Origin of the sequence: Streptomyces sp. NPDC003035 (genome assembly GCF_042888285.1) — a bacterium.
Taxonomy (GTDB): Bacteria; Actinomycetota; Actinomycetes; order Streptomycetales; family Streptomycetaceae; genus Streptomyces.
Map to the genome: position 1 here is coordinate 961,149 of NZ_JBIAPJ010000001.1, position 17,247 is coordinate 978,395.

Below are 17,247 nucleotides of genomic sequence, written 5' to 3' on the forward strand. Positions count from 1 at the left end.
GTCCCTGGGTTGCGGCTAATGTCGTATTAAGGCGATATGTGCACCCTCGTTCCCCGCGCTCTTCGGGTGAAGGGAAAGGGGCGTACGGAAGGAGCCCCCCATGACCCGCACAGTGCGCGGTGCGATAGCCCTGGTCGGAGCCGCCGCCCTTTCGCTCGGTGCCGTGGCGACCAGCGGCGCGGCCCAGCCGGGCGCGGGCAGCGCGGCGCAGGGCGAAGTCAAGATCGGACTGCTGCTGCCCGAGAGCAAGACCACCCGGTACGAGAAGTTCGACCGGCCGTACATCGAGCAGAAGATCAAGGAACTGGCGCCCGAGGCCCAGATCGACTACTACAACGCCGCCGAGAGCGCCACCACCCAGCAACAGCAGGTCAACACGGCCCTCGCCAAGGGCAACAAGGTGCTGATCCTGGACGCGGTGGACGCCAAATCCATCCAGTCCTCCGTGCAGAAGGCCCATGACGCGGGCGTGAAGGTCGTCGCGTACGACCGCCTCGCGCAGGGCCCCGTCGACGCCTACGTCTCGTACGACAACCGCAAGGTCGGCGAGCTGCAGGGCCAGGCACTGCTCGACGCGCTCGGCGACAAGGCCGACACCGGCCAGATCGTGATGCACAACGGCTCGCCGACCGACCCGAACGCGGCCGAGTTCAAGGCCGGCGCCCACTCCGTCCTCGACGGCAAGGTGAAGATCGGCAAGGAGTACGACACCCCCAACTGGGACCCGAACAACGCCAACCAGCAGATGTCGGGTGCCATCAGCGCCCTGGGCAAGGAGAACATCGTCGGCGTCTACTCCGCCAACGACGGCCTGGCGGCGGGCATCGCCACCGCCCTCAAGGCGGCCGGCATCAACGTCCCGCTGACCGGTCAGGACGCCCAGCTCGACGCGATCCAGCGGATCCTTCTCGGGACCCAGACGATCACCGTCGAGAAGCCGTACAAGCCCGAGGCCGACGCGGCCGCCACGATGGCCGTGAACCTCGCCGAGGGCAAGGAACTGCCCGACTCCCTGACGCCCACCACCGTCACCAGCGGCAGCGGCCAGAAGGTGCCCGCCACGCTGCTGACCCCCGTCGTGGTCGACAAGGACAACATCAAGGACACGGTCGTCAAGGACGGTCTGTACACGGTCGAGGAGATCTGCACTCCCACCTACGCCGCAGCATGCAAGGAGGCCGGACTCCAGTAGCCGTGGCCTGGGAGGAGGCGGTTGACCATGCCGGAAGGACCTGTGCTCACCCTGCGGGGGATCTCCAAGCGGTTCGGCGCCGTCCAGGCGCTGTCGGAGTTCGACCTGGAGGTCCACCCCGGCGAGGTCGTCGCGCTCGTCGGTGACAACGGCGCCGGGAAGTCCACCGCCGTCAAGGCGATCGCCGGAGTGAACCCGCCCGACGAGGGCGTCATCGCGTGGCAGGGCCGGCCGGTCAGCATCAACCGGCCCCACGACGCCCAGAACCTCGGCATCGCCACCGTCTACCAGGACCTCGCGCTGTGCGACAACCTCGACGTGGTCGGGAACCTCTTCCTCGGCCGCGAACTGCGCCGCTTCGGCGTGCTCGACGAGGTCCGGATGGAGCGGCGCTCGCGCGAACTGCTCGACACCCTTTCCATCCGCATCCCCAGCGTCCGGATCCCCGTCGCCTCGCTCTCCGGCGGCCAGCGCCAGACCGTCGCGATCGCCCGGTCCCTGATCGGCGAACCGAAGGTCGTCATCCTGGACGAGCCCACGGCCGCCCTGGGTGTGGAGCAGACCGCCGAAGTGCTCGACCTGGTCGAGCGGCTGCGCGAGCACGGTCTAGGAACGATCCTGATCAGCCACAACATGGTGGACGTGATGGCGGTCGCCGACCGCATCGCGGTGCTGCGCCTCGGCCGGAACAACGGGTTCTTCGACAAACGCTCCACGACCACCGAGGAGATCATCTCCGCCATCACCGGGGCCACCGACAGCGCCGTCACCCGCCGCCAGGCCCGCAAGCGGGAGGAGGAGCGATGAGACGGGACAGAGGGGACAGAGGCCGAGGCCCCGACGACGGCGACGGCTCCGCGAGCCCCGACCGCGACCGCTCCGCGCGTCCCGACGACGCTTCCGCCCAGGAACCGGCATCCGAGGCGATGCCCGCGGTCGACACCCGACTGCTCGTCCGTGAGGAGGGCATCCGGGGGTACCTCGGGGAGTTCCGGCGCAAGCTGCGCAGCGGCGAGCTGGGTTCCCTCCCCGTCGTCGTCGCCGTGATCATCATCTGGACCGTGTTCGGCACCCTCGACAGCGCGTTCCTCTCGGCCCAGAACCTCTCCGACCTCAGCCAGCAGATCGTCGGCACCGGCATGATCGCCGTCGGTATCGTCTTCGTCCTGCTGCTCGGCGAGATCGACCTCTCCGTCGGCTCCGTCAGCGGCCTGTGCGCCGCCATCTTCGCCGTGCTCAACGTCCTGAACGGCATGAACGAGTGGCTGGCGCTCCTCGTCGCCATCGCGGGCGGAGCCGCCGTCGGGCTCATCCACGGCTTCTTCTTCGCCAAGGTGGGTGTGCCGGCGTTCGTCGTCACCCTCGCGGGCAACCTCGCCTGGAACGGCCTGATGCTCCAGGTGCTCGGCACCAGCGGCACGGTCAACATCCCCAGCGAGACCATCGTCTCCCGGCTCTACTCGACCATCTTCCACAGCCCCGCCACCGCCTATGTGACCGCCGCCGTGGGTGTCGGGCTCTTCCTCGCGGCCTCGCTCCTGGACGCCCGGCGCCGCCGGGCCGCCCGGGTGCCGTTCCGGCCGGTCGCGGAGATCGTGCTGCGTACGGTCGTCATCGCCGCGATCGCCTTCGTCGCGGCCTACATCCTCAACCGCTACCAGGGCCTGCCACTGGCCCTGCTGATCTTCCTGATCCTGCTGGTCGTCCTGGACTTCGTACTGCGCCGTACGTCGTACGGGCGGCAGATCTTCGCCGTCGGCGGCAACATCGAGGGCGCGCGCCGGGCCGGTATCAGCGTGGCGTTCGTCCGGATGAGCGTCTTCACCATCGCGGGCACGATGGCGGCGGTCGGCGGCCTCTTCCTGGCCGGGCAGATCCAGTCCGCGAGCCAGACCTCCGGCGGCGGCAACCTTCTGATGAACGTCATCGCGGCGGCCGTCATCGGCGGTACGAGTCTGTTCGGCGGACGCGGCTCGGTCTGGTCGGCCCTCCTCGGCGCGCTGGTGATCGGCTCCATCCAGTCGGGCATGAACATCATGGGTGTCAGCAACGCCGTCCAGTTCATGATCACCGGGTCGGTCCTGCTCGCCGCCGTGGTCGTCGACTCCCTGTCCCGCAGGAGCCAGAAGGCCGCGGGCCGCGCCTGACGCTGTCAGAGCGCGCGGGAGGACCACACCTGACCGCTGCCGGAGCGCGTGGGAGAGCCGCGCCTGACGCCGTCAGAGCGCGCGGGAGCGCAGTTCCGTCGCGGTCACGAGGTGGATCTGCGCCTCCACCCAGGGGCCGACGGCCGCCGCAGGACCCGAGCCGCGCAGCGCGGCCGGGAAGGCCCGTACCAGCGCCGCCGCCGTGGCGAGGCCGACCCGGGACAGTCGGCTCGCCGCTTCCTCGACACCCGTCAGCGCCCCCTCAGGCAGGTGCCGCAGACCCCGGGCGGCCGCGGCCGCCAGGCAGGACAAGGCGGCCTCGATGGCGCCCGTGAGCGGGTCCTCCGGGCGCCCGGCCACGGTCGGGGCGAGGCGGTGCCGCGTGACCGGCGGCGGAGCCAGGTCGGGCACGATCACCCCCTCGGCGGTCAGGACCGCCATCGGGTCGAGGACCAGCCCGCCGCCCGTACCCCGGACGAACGCGCTCAGGTGGCGGACCTCGCCCCGGCTGCCCCGCAGGGCGGCGGCGAGCGTGTCCAACCCGCCCGGACGCCGCCTCGCGGCCCGTACCGGCGGCGGGCTCCCAGCGCTCGGTGAAGACCGGGTCGGTGCCGTCGGCCGGCCCCGACACGCGCGCGAAGCCGGGGATGCGCAGCACCCGCAGGCGGTGCAGCACCTGGCTGCGGGTCAGGTCGGCGGGGTCGGTGAGCCGCAGGGTCACGGTCCGCGCGCCGTCCAGGCCGAGGGCCGTGAGGCGGGCGGCGACGTCGTGCACCAGCGGCGGCACGGGCGTGTCGGGGTGCAGCCGGCCGACGCGGTCGCCGGAGCAGGCGGCCACCATCTCCACGACGACCGGGTGGGCGCCCTCGCTCAGCGGTCCGCGCCGGGTCCACGGCAGCGGCTCGTCGAGGGCGTCGGTGACGAGCGTGCCGGCCAGCCCGTCGAGGAGGTCGAGGCGGGTCGGCAGCGGGTGGCCTCGCAGCGCCGCCAGGCCGGACGCGGTGCTGTGCGCGGCGATCAGAGCGGCGGTCGACACCGGATGGTTCCGGGCGCGCAGCCGCTCCACGACGGCGCGCACCAGGTCCTGCCCGGCGGCGCGCGGACCCGCCTCCCAGAGGCGCTGGTAGTACGCGGGGGAGGGCATCCCGGACTGATAGCCGGCGAACGCGTCGAGCTGCCGGAAGGAGTACGGAACGAGGAAGCTGCCACCGATCGCCCCGTCCGGCGGCGCCGGTACGTCCGGCCAGCCGCCCTCCGCCTTCGGACCGCCCGCCTCCACCAGCGTGCGCAGGGCCGGACGGTGGAACCCGCCCGTCACCACGAGAACGGGCCGCTCCCCGGCGCCGGCCACGGCCGCCCGCACCCAGGACGCCATGTATCGCTCACGCGCCTGGTCGCCCTCGTCCGCGACGGCCTCGCCGCGGACCACGTCGAAATAGGCGGCGAGGCGCGCGGCGAGCCCCCCCGCGCGCGGCGAGCCCCTGACCGGTCTCCGGGGCCGACTCGAACATCCGGTCCCACAAGGCGTCCACCGAGTCGACGCCGAAGCGGCGGCACAGCCGGCTCGTCGCCTCGGCATAGCGCGCCTCGGCGTCCGCGTACCGGTTGGTCCGCCCGGTGAACGCCGGGTGCCACGCCGGCAGATCGATGAACCGCACCTCCGCGCCCGCCGCCCGGCCCGCGGTGAGCGCGACCCACTCCGGCGAGTAGTCGCAGAACGGCGCCCAGGACGTGGCCGCGCGCTCCTCGTCCCGGTAGTGACTGAACACCGCGACGGGCAGCTCATGGCCGAGCAGCAGCTCGTCGATCCGCCCGTTGAGGTCCGCCGGCCCCTCCACCAGGACGTGCGCGGGCCGCAGCTCCTCGATGGTGCGGACCACCAGCCGCGCGCAGGCGGGGGAGTGGTGTCGTACGCCCAGGAACGTGACCGTCATCCGCCCGCCAGCAGATGACGGGCGGCGTGCAGAGCCTTCCACTGCGCACCGCGCCGACCGGCGACCCGCTGCTCCAGATAGCGGCGCAGCCGGGCCAGGTCCTCCGGGCTGTCCTTGGCCGCCGTGCCCGCGAGACAGGTCACCAGGTCGGCCGCGTCTCCCGGCTCTCCGCGCAGGAACCACCCCCGTACGCCCATCGCGTGGGCGACCGACACGGCCTCCGCCGTGCTCATCACCGAGGAGAGCCGGTCCTTCCCGGAGCCGTCGTGGCCGACTCCCGAACGCAGCTCCCGGAAGGTGGTCACCAGGACCTCCATGACGTCCCGGTCCGGAGCCGTGGGCACGCCCGAGCGGAGCAGCAGGGCCGTCGCCTCCGCCTCGACGAGCGCCATCTCGGTGTCGAGGTCGGGGATCGGGAAGACGGTCTCGAAGGTGAAGCGCCGCTTGAGCGCGGCGCTCATCTCGTTGACGCCCCGGTCCCGGGTGTTCGCCGTCGCGATCACGTTGAAGCCCTGCCGGGCGAAGGCCATACCGTCCGGACCCTCCAACTCCGGTATGGCGACCACCCGTTCCGACAGCAGTGACAACAGTGAGTCCTGTACCTCCAGCGGGCAGCGGGTGATCTCCTCGAACCGTACGAGGCGGCCCTCCCGCATCCCCCGCAGCATCGGCGCCGGCACCAGCGAGCGGGTCGACGGCCCCTCGGAGACCAGCAGGGCGTAGTTCCAGGAGTACTTGATCTGGTCCTCGGTGGTCGCCGCCCCGCCCTGCACGACCAGGGTGGAGTCGCCGCTGACCGCCGCCGCGATCAGCTCGGAGAGCAGGGACTTGGCCGTGCCCGGCTCGCCCACCAGCATCAGCCCGCGGTTGGTGGCCAGCGTCACCAGCGCCCGCTCGACCAGAGCGGTGTCGCCGACGATCTTCCGGCTGACGCCCGCCTCCTCGTCACCGACGACGAACCGGCGCGCGGCGCGCAGACTCAAGCACCAGCCCGGCGGCCGGTGATCGGTGTCTCCGGCCCGCAGAGCCGCGAGCTCCTCGGCGTACCGGACCTCCGCCGGCGGCCGCTGCAGATGCTGCTCCGCGGTGCTCACGAGGTCACCTCCGTGAGGTCGGCCAGCAGCTCGGACACCGTCACCGGATCCAGGTCCCCGAACGTCAGCGTGTACTCCCGCCTCCCCCAATGGTCACCCGGCTGCTTGTCCAGCCAGATGGTCTCCAGGGTCTGGTTCGGGAACTGGTCGATCATGCCGACCGCGATGCCCTCGTCCAGTGCGATCACCAGGTAGCACTCGGGCCCGATGCGGCGCGAGAACCACCGCTCCACGCCCGCGTCCTGCGGCTCCCCCCGCTCCCAGCCGCGCTTCTGCAGCCCGAGCAGCTTGCCGACCGGCACGGTCACGCCCTCGAAGCGCTGGAGGCGCGCGCCGGCCGCCTCCTCCTCCGTGACCGCGAAGACCGGCCGCCCGAGCTGGGGGAACGGCTGCACGATCTCGTAGTCGGCGAACAGCTCCGACCACGTCTCGAGCTCGGCCTCGCCCATGAGCAGGGGGTGGGCCAGGGTGACGGTCGCGTCGTCGGCGACGGACACCGTCTCGTCCTCGCCATCGGCGTACGTACGGTCCTCGGCGACCCGGAACGCGGTCACCGTCCCCTCGGCCTCGCCGAGCCAGACCAGGCGTCGCACCAGGTGCCAGACCAGCGGATGCTCCACGAACAGCTGCCGGAACTCCGCCCCCGTCCAGGAGCGCCGGGTCACCATCGCCTCCTCCAGGCGCCGCACCTGGTCCGAGGCGATCGTCCGGGCGTCCTTCTTCAGGGCGGAGAACCGCTTGCGCTCGGCCGGGGCCAGCTCCGCGTCGTCCCGTACGCCCGGCTTGGGGAGATCCTTGAGGCGCCGGCCGCCCTCGTCCCGTACGAACGGCCGGAGCTGCTCGTCGAAGCCGACCGTGAAGCGCCGGGTGCCGTAGTCGACCACCGTGCTGCCGTCGGCGTCCAGACCGAGGTCCGGCACCAGACGGTCCGCCAGCTGCTCACCGGTCAGGCCCAGCTCGGCGGCGACGGCGGCGATCTTCTCCTGGGCGCGGAGCTTCAGCGCCTTGAACTTCACCCGCTGGGCGATGCCGTGCAGATGCAGCAGCGCCACATCGGTGCCGATCGCGGCCAGCACCTCCAGGCCGTCGATAGCCCGGTGGTGCGCACCCTCGCCCGGCCAGGCACGGATGATCGGGGTGAGCGCGCGGACCGTCTCGTCGTCCCCGAACCAGCCGAGGGCGTGCAGCGCCCACGCGTCCTTGGCGGGCATCCCGGCGAGCCGCCACTCCTCGAACAGCGCCCAGGCGAACGCCGTCAGGGAATCCCTCGTACAGAGCTCCCTGACGACCGTCACGCCCGGGTACAGCGCCCCCGGCTTGGACACCGCCAACATGGTGAGGACATGACGGACCGTCGAGGAAGGGAGGGCCCCGCCGGCGGTCGTCACGAGCTGCGGAAGGGCGGCCGGATCGGCCCAGGTGCCCGGCTGCGGCATCCGCGCGGGCAGCGCGGCCTCCAGCGGATCCGAGTCGAGCAGGACCTCGATCGCCTCGGCCGCCTCCTCGCCGTACTCCACCGCCGCCCGGCGGACGGTGTCGGCGCCGTCCGCCGACATGATCAGCGTCAGCGCCCGCTCGGCGGCGGTCCGCGCCGCACCCGGCTCACCCAGGGCGTCGGGCACGAGGAGCCGCGCCGCATCGGCGCCGTGCCGGAGGAACCAGGCGGTGGCGGTCTTCCCGGCCACCTTGAGCCGCTCCAGCCAGTCCGCCATCAGCCGGGCCACGGCCGCATCGACGAACGGCATCAGGAGCGGCGCCAGGGACGTCGGGTTGGCGGCGGCGATCCGCAGCGCCGGCGGAAGCGCGGCGAGCTCGTGCCGGGCGACGAGCGGCTTGAACGTGTCCGGGCCGTCGTAGACGGATTCGCCACCGTTCCACTCGGCGAGCAGCGGCCGGACGTCCTCGACGGGACCGTACGTGAACACCGCCACGTCGTGCCAGGAGCTCAGCCGGCCCGAGCGCAGTTGCTCGATCAGCTCCTCCATCGGCCGGTACGGCTCCCAGCCGGTGACCCAGGACTCGGCGGTCGCCCAGAGCCGCTGCTCGCCCGGCTGCCACACGATGCGGGCGTCCGGCGGGGCGACGAGTCCGCTCACCACCCGGGGCTCGACGGTCTTGCGGGGGCGGGTCCACGGTGGGGCGGTCAGCAGCTCCGGCAGCGACTCCGGGGCGACGTCGTCGACGCGTCCCTCCTGATGGGCGAGCGGCGCGACGATCTCGGCGAGTTCGGCGGGGAGCTCGGGCAGGACGGAGAGCGCGGTCTCGCGGTGGGCGGCCACCTGTGCGTGCAGCATCCGTCGGGCCGTCGTGGCCTTCTCGTCCGTACCGCGCGCGGCCTCCGCCAGGAGACGGACGGCCCGCGCCGGGAAGCGTCGTGCCGCCGCCACCGCGGCCGTCCGTACGTGCTTGTTCTCGCTGCGGTCGATCAGATGGCGGAAGGCGGCGTCGGACGGGAGCTCGCTCAGCGCGGCGGCCATGGCCTTGGTCTCGTCCGTGTCGATGTACTCGCGGTCCAGCTCACCGGCGAGCAGGGGCGCCATCGCCGCCCCCACGCCCTCGGCGAGGGTCGCGACGACGGCCGGGTTCCAGCCGCGCCAGCCGAGGTCGCACCGCTCGCCGAAGAGGGCGACCTGCTCGGCCGTGCCGAGCGAGCAGAGCAGCATCTTCCGTACCTCGACCTCGGCGTGGGCCCGCTCCGTCCGCCGCGCGCAGCACTCGTCGACCCAGGCCCGCTCCGTGGGGACCAGGAACGACACGCTGACGGCCCTGCGGACGCTGTGCCGGTGCGAGGCGAGGGCGTCGACCGCGACCCGGTAGGTGGCCTCGTCCGCCACCGCCAGCAGGGCCCGGACCCGGTCGAGCGCCACCCGCGAGGTCTTGCGCCCCCAGGTGCCGGAGCCCTCCGGCTCCCACCGGATTCCGACGAGAAAATTACGGTTGTTCTTCTGCTGCCACTCGTTCTGCGTCTCCTGAAGCTCGACGGCGGCGCAGGCGGCGAACGGAAGCCCGAACTCCGCCGCCCAGGCGTCCGCGACCGTCGCGTAGCCGTCGTCCTGCGCGTTGACCATCCGGGCCAGCACCGCCGCGCCGACGGCGTTCGGCGTGCCGTCCCGGTGGCCGCGGGCCGCCTCGACGAGCGAGGGATCGCTGCTCGCGGAGCCGAGCAGGCGCTCGATCACGTCGGCGTCCCGCGCGAGCCACTGCCGGAGCTTCCCGCCCGCGTCCGTGTCGATCGCGGGCACGGTACGCCGGACGCCCCCGCGCCGCGGGTGCAGATTCCGCTTCCAGGCGGCGGGCAGGAGGAAGGTGTCCTCGTCGGGCCGGGCTGGGGAAGGGGGTTCGGAGGCTTCGGGGACCTTGGGGGCTTCGGAGGTTTCGGGCGTCTCCTTGTAGCCCTTCCGCTCCTTCTCCGCGATGGCCTTGACCAGGAAGGCCCGTGCCGCCTCCGGGGTGTCGAACTCCTTGACGCGGGTCTGCCCGTCGGTCCCGCAACGTCCGAAACGGACCGTCACCGACGTGCCCACGGACTCGGCTTCCCAGAACTTGTCCGAGCCGTCCCCCACGTACTCCCAGCGGCGCACGGGCCCTCCCCATCTCCCCGGTCGATCAGTTGTCCGCACAGTAACGGGCACCTCTGACAACGGGGTCGGGGCCTCAGCTCATGACCCGTGCCTGGTGGACGCGCAGGTGCAGCGTCGCCAGATCGAGGAGAGGAGTGGGCACCGACAGGGCCCGGGCACGGGCCACCAGATCGCCGAAGAGGTGCTCGACCTCGGTCGGGCGCCCGGCGACCAGATCACGGTAGAGGGAGGGCACCATCGAGGAACCGGTCGCCATCACGATGCCCAGCGTCGCGGCCCGTTCGGACTCCGGTACGGGATGTCCCGCCGCGGCCGCCACCGCCGCCGCCTCCGCCAGGACCGCCGGGCCCAGCTGAACACCGCCCGGGACGGCGTTGACCTCGCCGACAGTCCCGCGCATCAGACCGGTCACCGCCCCGAAGGTGGTGATGAAGACCCACTTGTGCCACATCGAGGCCGTCACGTCCTCGGGCACCAGGGCGTCGATGCCCGCCTCGCTCAGCACCGCCCGGATCTTCTCCACGCGCGCGGAGGCGGACCCGTCCTGCTCACCGATCGTCAGATGGGCGATCGGTGCGAGGCGGACGATGTCCCCTTCGTCGCTGAGGGTGGTGACCACCTTGGCGACTCCACCGAGGACCGGTGCGGTGCCGAAGCGGGCGTTGAGAGCGTCCATGTGGGCGAGCCCGTTGAGCAGCGGCACGATCGCCGTGTCGGGGCCGACGGCCGGGGCGATGTCCTCGATCGCCTGCTCCAGGGCGGTGGCCTTCACCGAGAGGAGGACGAGGTCGTACGGGATGGTCAGTTCGCCGGCCGTGAGCAGCCGGGGTTCCAGGGACCACTCCTCGTCCCGGCCGGTGACGCGCAGTCCGCGCTCGCGGAGCACGGCGGCGCGGTGCGGGCGGACCAGGAAGGTGACGTCCTGTCCGGAGCGGGCCAGCATGGCTCCGAAGAAGCCTCCGGTGGCTCCGGCGCCGACGACCAGGATCTTCATGAGGGGGAACCTCTCTTGGAGCGTTGCGATGAGGGCGGATAGAGCAGCGGTCGGAGCAGGCGGTGCGGGCGCGCGAGGGCCGCCGTCACCGGGTCGTCGTCCTCGGCCGCGGGGGCGAGCCCGGGGCCGGGGGTCACGAGGGTGTCGCGGGCCTCGACCGGCGCTCCGCAGCCGTTGCAGCGGCCGTCCGCCGCGAGAGGGGCGTCGTCGTCGGCGTGGCGGAAGACACGACGGGGGCCGCCCTCCGCCGCGTAGAACTCGTCGCCCCAGATGGTGAGCGCGCGGACGGAGGGCCAGAGCGCCACGCCCTTGGGAGTCAGGCCGTAGACCTCGCGGCGCCCGGTGTCCGGGAGGCGCTGGAGGACACCGGCCTCGGTGAGGGTGGTGAGCCGGTCGGTGAGGACGGCCCGGGGGAGGCGCAGATGGGCGGCGAACTCCCCGAAGCGCCGGACTCCGTAGAAGGCGTCCCGAACGATCAGCAGGGTCCAGCGCTCGCCGACGATCTCCATGGAACGGGCGAGGGCACAGGTCTGACCGCTGTAGTCGCGCGGAAGGGGCATGGCGCAGACGGTAGCGTAAAGAGTTCGGTGGTTGAACTCTTTTTCCCGGGGTTAGGCTCGGCGCACGATGAAGAAGACTCCGGGGACCGGGGACGCGCACCCGGCGGCACCCAAGGCCGACAAGGCCGACAAGGCGAGCGTGCGACGGCACAACCTCAGCCTCGTCCTGCGGACCGTGCACGAGGCGGGCGAGACGACCCGTGCGGCGGTCGCCGCGCGCGTGGGACTGACCCGCGCCGCTGTCTCCTCGCTGGTCGAACACCTCCTCGACCAGGGCTTCCTGGTGGAGTCGGGCAAGACCTTCAGCGGGCAGGCGGGGCGGCCGGGGACGGTACTGAAGGCGGCCGACACCGGACCGGCCGGGCTCGGCGTCGAGATCAACGTCGACTACGTCTCCGTGTGCGTCGTCGACCTGGCGGGAACCGACCGGCTCCGGATCACCCAGCCCGCCGACAACCGCGGCCATCGCGGCGACCGGGAGGCAGGGGCCGGTGAGGTCCTGGGGCGTGCCGCCCGGATCGCGGCGCGCGTCCTCGCGCGTGCGGCGGAACGGGACCTGCACCCGACGGGCGTACGGCTCGCCCTGCCCGGCCTCGTCTCGGCGGGCACCGTTCACCAGGCCCCGAACCTCGGCTGGAACCGCGTCGAGGCGGACCGCATCTTCGGCGCGGCGCTCTCCGCCCTGCGCCCAGGCCCCGAGCTGCCGGTCGCCTCGGACAACGAGGCGAACGTCGCGGCGCTGGCGGAGCTGTGGTTCGGCGCGCTGGGCGACGTACGGAGCTTCCTCCACCTCACCGGCGAGATCGGCGTCGGCGGCGCGATCGTCGTCAACGGCGAGCTGTTGCGCGGCGCGCACGGGTTCGCCGGCGAGATCGGGCACATGGCCGTCGACGCGGACGGGCAGCTCTGCCGCTGTGGCTCGCGCGGCTGTCTGGAGCAGTACGCGGGCCAGTCGGCGCTCCTGCGGGCGGCGGGGCTCGCGGAGGAGGGGCCGGCCGGCGCGGGCGTCGAGGAGCTGGCGCGCCGCGCGGAGGCGGGGGAGCCGCGGGCGGTGGCCGCGGTCGAGGAGGCCGGCCGGAAACTCGGGCTCGCGCTCTCCGGCGCGGTGAACCTGCTCGATCCCGAGGTGGTCGTCCTCGGCGGGATCTACCCGCGCCTGATGCCCCGTCTGGGCCCCGCCGTCGACGCGGAACTCGCCCGCCGGGTCGTCTCCGGCCTCTGGACCCCGTCCGCCGGCCGCCTGAGGGCGGCCTCCACCTCGACGGACGCGGCACGCGGAGCGGCGGCGGTCGTCATCCGCGAGGTCCTGGCGGACCCCTTGTCGTACGGCCGCTGACGCCACAGGGTCCCGTCCCGCGGGTGGCCAACGCCCCGCCAGACGCCGTCTCCCTCCGCGTGCGGACGCGCCAAGCGCCCTGCGGGCGCGGCGCGCGGGACGCCCTACCCTCGCCCGCGCGCCACCCGCGCCTCGCGCCGGCCGCCCGCGCCTCGCCTCTCGCGCCGGCCACCCGCGCCTCGTGCCTCGCGCCGGCGTCGCGCGCCCCCGCCCGTGCGCCACCCGCCCCCCGCCCCTCGCGCCGGCCACCCCCGCCTCGTGCCTCGCGCCGGCCTCGCGCGCCACCCGCGCCTCGCCCCTCGCGCCGGCGTCGCGCGCCCCCGCCCCTCGGGCGCCCGCCTCCACCGCCACCCACCCCCGCCGACTCTCATCCCCCTCTCACGCGGGGCTTATCCAGCCATCACCACGCGCGCCTAGCTTCGCGCCCATGTTCTTCACCTACCTCCGGCGCGAGCTGCGCCGTCGCAGAAAGGCGGCGCTCGTCGTCGCCTCCGGGCTCGCTCTCGGGATCGCGCTGGTCATCGTCGTCAACTCCGTGTCCGTCGGGATGAAGCAGGCGCAGACGCAGGTCCTCGAATCCCTCTACGGACTCGGCACCGACCTCACCGTCACCAAGGCCCGTGAGGAGCCCAAGGCGGGCGAGCAGGCGCAGCGGCCACGCTTCACGTTCGACGCCAAAGGGGACGGCGAGGAGCAGAGCAGCGACCGGCTGATGGTCCAGGGGTTCCAGACCCTGCCCGCCTCCACCGTCGACACCGTCGCACGGCAGGACGGCGTCGCCCGGGCCGTCGGCGGGCTCAGCCTCACCAACCTCAAGATCAACGGCGAGTTCGAGCGAGGCGAGTTCAAAGAGACCCGGCCCGCCCAGCCCGGCGGCCCGGGTGGCGGCAGCGGTGGCAAGGGCGGAACCGTCGAAGGCGGTGGCGCCGCCTTCGACGTCAACTCCTTCACCCTCTACGGCACCGATGTCACCGTCCCCGACGTCGGCCCCCTCACCACCTCCACCCTCACCGCGGGCCGCACCTTCAAGACCTCCGAGACCGATGCCAAGGTCGTCGTCGTCGACAGCGCCTACGCCAAGCAGGAGGGACTCGCCGTCGGCAAGACCCTCACCGTCAAGGGCGTGACGTTCGAGATCATCGGCATCGCCACCGCCGACAGCGGCCAGGCCGCCGCCCAGGTCTATCTGCCCCTGAAGCAGGCGCAGACCCTGTCGGACTCCAAGGACAAGATCACCACCGTCTATGTGAAGGCGACCGACTCGACGAAGATCGAGGCCGTCAAGTCCGCCATCCGGACGAACGTCTCCGGCACCACGGTCACCACCTCCGCCGATCTCGCCGAGACCGTCTCCGGCTCCCTCGACACGGCCGCCGACCTCGCCGCCAACGTGGGCAAGTGGCTCTCGTACGCCGTCCTCGTCACCGCCGTCCTGGTCGCCGGTCTGCTCACCTCCTCCGCCGTCAGCCGCCGCGTCCGCGAGTTCGGCACGCTCAAGGCGCTCGGCTGGAAGAGCGGCCGGGTCACCCGGCAGGTGATGGGCGAGTCGCTCGTCAACGGCCTGCTCGGCGGCGCCCTCGGCATCGCCGTGGGCCTCGGCGGCGCCTACCTCGTGACCGCCATCAGCCCCACCCTCACCGCCGAACTCGGCGCCGGCGCGCTCACCAGCGGCGGCCCCGGCGGCGCCCGGATGCTCGGCGGCCCGGGGATGAGCACGGCCCGCGACGGCGGCGGCAGCACCCTCGACATCGCCCTCACCGCCCCCGTGAGCGTCACCACCGTCGGTCTCGCCGTGGTCCTCGCCCTCGGCGGCGGGCTCGTCGCCGGCGGCTTCGGCGCCTGGCGCGCCTCGCGGCTGCGCCCCGCGGACGCGCTGCGCCGCGTCGAGTAGCCCACAGCCGGCAGCCAGAACCCCACCACGTATCGCAGGAGTCGCACCATGTACGAACTCACAGGCGTCACCAAGCAGTACCGCCGGGGCCAGGAGAGAGTCGACGCGCTCGCCGGGATCGACCTCACCATCAGGGAGGGCGACCGACTGGTCATCCAGGGCCCCACCGGCGGCGGCAAGTCCACGCTGCTGCAGATGCTCGGCGGCCTCGACCGGCCCACGGCGGGCAGCGTGATGCTCGACGGCATGGACCTGGCGAAGCTGCCGGAGAGCCGGCTGACGGCCGTACGCAGCCAGAACATCGGCTTCGTCTTCCAGTCCTTCAACCTCATCCCCACGCTGACCGCCCAGGAGAACGTGGAGACCGCCCTCGTCCCGATGGGTCTCAAGGCGGGCGAGCGGCGCGGCCTCGCGGCCGAGGCGCTGGAGTCCGTCGGTCTCGGCGGGCGCCGGGCACACCTCCCGTCCGAGCTCTCCGGAGGCCAGCAGCAGAGGGTCGCGATCGCCCGGGCGCTGGTGAAGCGGCCCAAGGTGCTCCTCGCCGACGAGCCGACCGGCAACCTCGACGAGTCGATGCGCGACGAGATCGTGGAACTGCTCGAAGGGCTCTGGAAGGAGCACGGGCTGACCTTCGTCATGGTCACCCACGACAGCGCCATCGCCCGCCGCGCCCCACGCCTGGCGACCATCCGCAAGGGCCGGATCACGATCAAGGAGAACCGCCACGCCGAAGCCCTGGAAGCCTAGGCGAAGGCGGCGGGCCGAGGCGGCAGGTCAAGGCAGTCGGCCGAGGCGGTCGGGCAGGGCTCGGAAGGCTCCCGGGCGATCCCTGTCGCTGCCGGCCTCGCCGCCGCCCGGCGTGAAGGCACCCGTCGGCGAGGCGGCCACCTCTGCCGAGTGCGCGGACGACAGCGGTGACGCCCGGCTGTCCGCGGGGCGGCTGTCCGCCGGGCGGCTGTCCGCCGGGCGGCTGTACACCCACCCCGGCACCCCGGAGGAAGCCGTCGCCCACTACCGCGAGGCGTCTGCCGCCGACGGCCGGCAGCTCCACACCCCCCGAGACCGACGGAGTCCCGGACGTCCTGCTGGGGCGGCTGACCCCCGCCCCGGGTCCTGCCATGATGGGCGACACCATCACGCACTGCTGTACGGCGATCGACCGTACGCATCATGACCCGGGGGGGTTCGTGGGAACGATCGGGACCGCGCTGACCGAGCTGAGATCCGCACAGAAGTCCGCGAAGGGCGTCTCGCTCTACTCGCGGTTCGTCAACCGCCCCGTGGGGCGCTACCTCGCGGCCGGCTCCTACGCCGCGGGACTGACGCCCAACCAGGTCACGCTCGTCAGCGCGGCCTTCAGCTTCGCCGCCGTCGCGGGGGCGGCCCTCGGCGGGCCGTCCTGGACGCTCGGCCTGCTGATCTGGCTCGGCCTCGCCGTCGGCTTCGCCTTCGACTCCGCCGACGGGCAGCTCGCCCGACTGCGCGGCGGCGGCAGCCCGGCGGGGGAGTGGCTCGACCACGTCGTGGACTGTGCCAAGATCACCGCCCTCCACCTCGCCGTGCTGATCGCCTTCTACCGCCACCCCGAGCACTTCGGTACGACAGCGGACGGCTGGCTCCTCGTCCCCCTCGGCTTCCAGCTCGCCGCCGTCGTCACCTTCTTCGGCGGACTCCTGACCGAGAAGCTCAAGCCGCGCCCCGCCCCCGGCACCCCCGCCCCCCAGCCCTCCACCCTGCGCGCGGTGGCACTGCTCCCCGTCGACCACGGCGTCTTCTGCCTGGTCTTCCTGCTGGTGGGCGGCGGTACCGCCTTCCGCTGGACCTACACCGCGCTCGGCGTCGCGAGCGCGGTGTTCCTGCTCGCCTTCCTCGCCAAGTGGTTCCGCGAACTCAGCGCAGCCCCTCGCTGATCCCGGCGACTCCGGTGGCCGGCTCGACCTCCTGCGTCAGGAGGTCGAGCGCCCGGCGGAGCTGGGTGCTGGAGGTGTGCATCGTGTACGGGAAGTAGACGATCTCCACCCCCACCCCGGCGAAGTCCCGCTCCAGACGGTCACCCTTCGGCGTCCCCCGCCAGTCGTCCCCCTTGAACAGCACGTCGAAACGGACCTGCTTCCACGTCTCCAGCTTGTCGGGCACGGTCTCCACGAAGGCCGCGTCGACGAATTTCACGTTGCGCACGATCTCCAGGCGTTCGACCAGTGGAATCACCGGGCGCCGCCCCTTGGCGAGCTCCGCCATCTCGTCCGAGACAACGCCGGCCACCAGGTAGTCGCACTGGCTGCGCGCGTGACGAAGGATGTTGAGATGGCCGATGTGAAAGAGGTCGTAGGCGCCCGGCGCGTAGCCGACCCGATACGGCGTTCCTGTGGTCATGTGTGGTCCCCCCAGGTGCGTTCGCGCTCCCCAGCGCGAAGAAGTTCCGACGATAGCGTGGACGTTCCGTCGAGAGAGGGTGAACGACTAGGGTGAGGGCGGGTTTCACGTTCGGGGGAGAGGGACGGTCGCGTGGGGGAATCGA

General features: G+C 72.6%; 15 protein-coding genes. 7 read left to right on the forward strand and 8 right to left on the reverse strand.

The window, feature by feature from the left end; all coding sequences use genetic code 11:
* The first annotated feature begins 100 nt into the window (after nt 1–100).
* From ACFYV5_RS04275 to ACFYV5_RS04285, 3 genes are read left to right on the forward strand one after another with little or no spacing between them, the layout of a single operon-like run.
* Nucleotides 101–1,192, forward strand: coding sequence for a substrate-binding domain-containing protein (locus tag ACFYV5_RS04275; RefSeq protein ID WP_355109964.1), 1,092 nt, complete (start codon nt 101–103; stop codon nt 1,190–1,192).
* A gap of 27 nt (nt 1,193–1,219) precedes the next feature.
* Nucleotides 1,220–1,999, forward strand: coding sequence for an ATP-binding cassette domain-containing protein (locus tag ACFYV5_RS04280; protein ID WP_355109962.1), 780 nt, complete (start codon nt 1,220–1,222; stop codon nt 1,997–1,999).
* Entirely contained in the window at nt 1,996–3,339 is a 1,344-nt protein-coding gene (locus ACFYV5_RS04285; protein ID WP_389164125.1) for a sugar ABC transporter permease, read from the forward strand. Before ACFYV5_RS04280 ends, ACFYV5_RS04285 begins: the two co-directional genes overlap by 4 nt.
* A 72-nt stretch (nt 3,340–3,411) precedes the next feature.
* On the opposite strand, the gene ACFYV5_RS04290 is transcribed toward ACFYV5_RS04285, so the two are convergent.
* The 7 genes from ACFYV5_RS04290 to ACFYV5_RS04320 form a co-directional block, all read right to left on the reverse strand.
* The gene (locus ACFYV5_RS04290; protein ID WP_389164128.1) at nt 3,412–3,651 is read right to left on the reverse strand and encodes a hypothetical protein; all 240 of its coding nucleotides are present in this window, start codon (nt 3,649–3,651) and stop codon (nt 3,412–3,414) included.
* Nucleotides 3,602–4,768, reverse strand: a complete 1,167-nt coding sequence (locus ACFYV5_RS04295) for a DUF5682 family protein (RefSeq protein ID WP_389164131.1) — start codon at nt 4,766–4,768, stop codon at nt 3,602–3,604. Before ACFYV5_RS04295 ends, ACFYV5_RS04290 begins: the two co-directional genes overlap by 50 nt.
* The gene (locus ACFYV5_RS04300; protein ID WP_389164134.1) at nt 4,722–5,273 is read right to left on the reverse strand and encodes a DUF5682 family protein; all 552 of its coding nucleotides are present in this window, start codon (nt 5,271–5,273) and stop codon (nt 4,722–4,724) included. Before ACFYV5_RS04300 ends, ACFYV5_RS04295 begins: the two co-directional genes overlap by 47 nt.
* A complete protein-coding gene (locus tag ACFYV5_RS04305; RefSeq protein ID WP_389164138.1) occupies nt 5,270–6,367 on the reverse strand; it encodes an AAA family ATPase in 1,098 nt (365 codons plus the stop codon). Before ACFYV5_RS04305 ends, ACFYV5_RS04300 begins: the two co-directional genes overlap by 4 nt.
* Nucleotides 6,364–9,948 carry a DUF4132 domain-containing protein gene (locus ACFYV5_RS04310; protein ID WP_389164141.1) on the reverse strand — a complete coding sequence of 1,195 codons (3,585 nt, stop codon included), beginning with the start codon at nt 9,946–9,948 and terminating at the stop codon, nt 6,364–6,366. The genes ACFYV5_RS04305 and ACFYV5_RS04310 overlap by 4 nt, the downstream gene beginning before the upstream one ends.
* A gap of 73 nt (nt 9,949–10,021) precedes the next feature.
* A complete protein-coding gene (locus ACFYV5_RS04315) occupies nt 10,022–10,942 on the reverse strand; it encodes a ketopantoate reductase family protein (protein WP_389164144.1) in 921 nt (306 codons plus the stop codon).
* Complete coding sequence (locus ACFYV5_RS04320) at nt 10,939–11,502, reverse strand: winged helix-turn-helix transcriptional regulator (RefSeq protein ID WP_389164146.1); 564 nt, start codon at nt 11,500–11,502, stop codon at nt 10,939–10,941. Before ACFYV5_RS04320 ends, ACFYV5_RS04315 begins: the two co-directional genes overlap by 4 nt.
* A 67-nt stretch (nt 11,503–11,569) precedes the next feature.
* On the opposite strand from ACFYV5_RS04320, the gene ACFYV5_RS04325 reads away from it, so the two are divergent.
* From ACFYV5_RS04325 to ACFYV5_RS04340, 4 genes are all read left to right on the forward strand, one after another.
* Nucleotides 11,570–12,838 carry an ROK family transcriptional regulator gene (locus ACFYV5_RS04325; protein ID WP_355109944.1) on the forward strand — a complete coding sequence of 423 codons (1,269 nt, stop codon included), beginning with the start codon at nt 11,570–11,572 and terminating at the stop codon, nt 12,836–12,838.
* A gap of 427 nt (nt 12,839–13,265) precedes the next feature.
* Complete coding sequence (locus tag ACFYV5_RS04330; RefSeq protein WP_389164149.1) at nt 13,266–14,729, forward strand: ABC transporter permease; 1,464 nt, start codon at nt 13,266–13,268, stop codon at nt 14,727–14,729.
* A 48-nt stretch (nt 14,730–14,777) separates the two neighbouring features.
* Nucleotides 14,778–15,476 (forward strand): ABC transporter ATP-binding protein, encoded by a 699-nt coding sequence (locus tag ACFYV5_RS04335; protein WP_389164152.1) that lies wholly within the window; start codon nt 14,778–14,780, stop codon nt 15,474–15,476.
* A 440-nt stretch (nt 15,477–15,916) separates the two neighbouring features.
* Nucleotides 15,917–16,639, forward strand: a complete 723-nt coding sequence (locus tag ACFYV5_RS04340) for a CDP-alcohol phosphatidyltransferase family protein (protein ID WP_389164154.1) — start codon at nt 15,917–15,919, stop codon at nt 16,637–16,639.
* On the opposite strand, the gene ACFYV5_RS04345 is transcribed toward ACFYV5_RS04340, so the two are convergent.
* Nucleotides 16,620–17,102: an adenylyltransferase/cytidyltransferase family protein gene (locus ACFYV5_RS04345; protein ID WP_389164157.1), complete on the reverse strand. Its 483-nt coding sequence runs from the start codon at nt 17,100–17,102 to the stop codon at nt 16,620–16,622. The genes ACFYV5_RS04340 and ACFYV5_RS04345 overlap by 20 nt on opposite strands.
* Between the last annotated feature and the right edge of the window lie 145 nt (nt 17,103–17,247).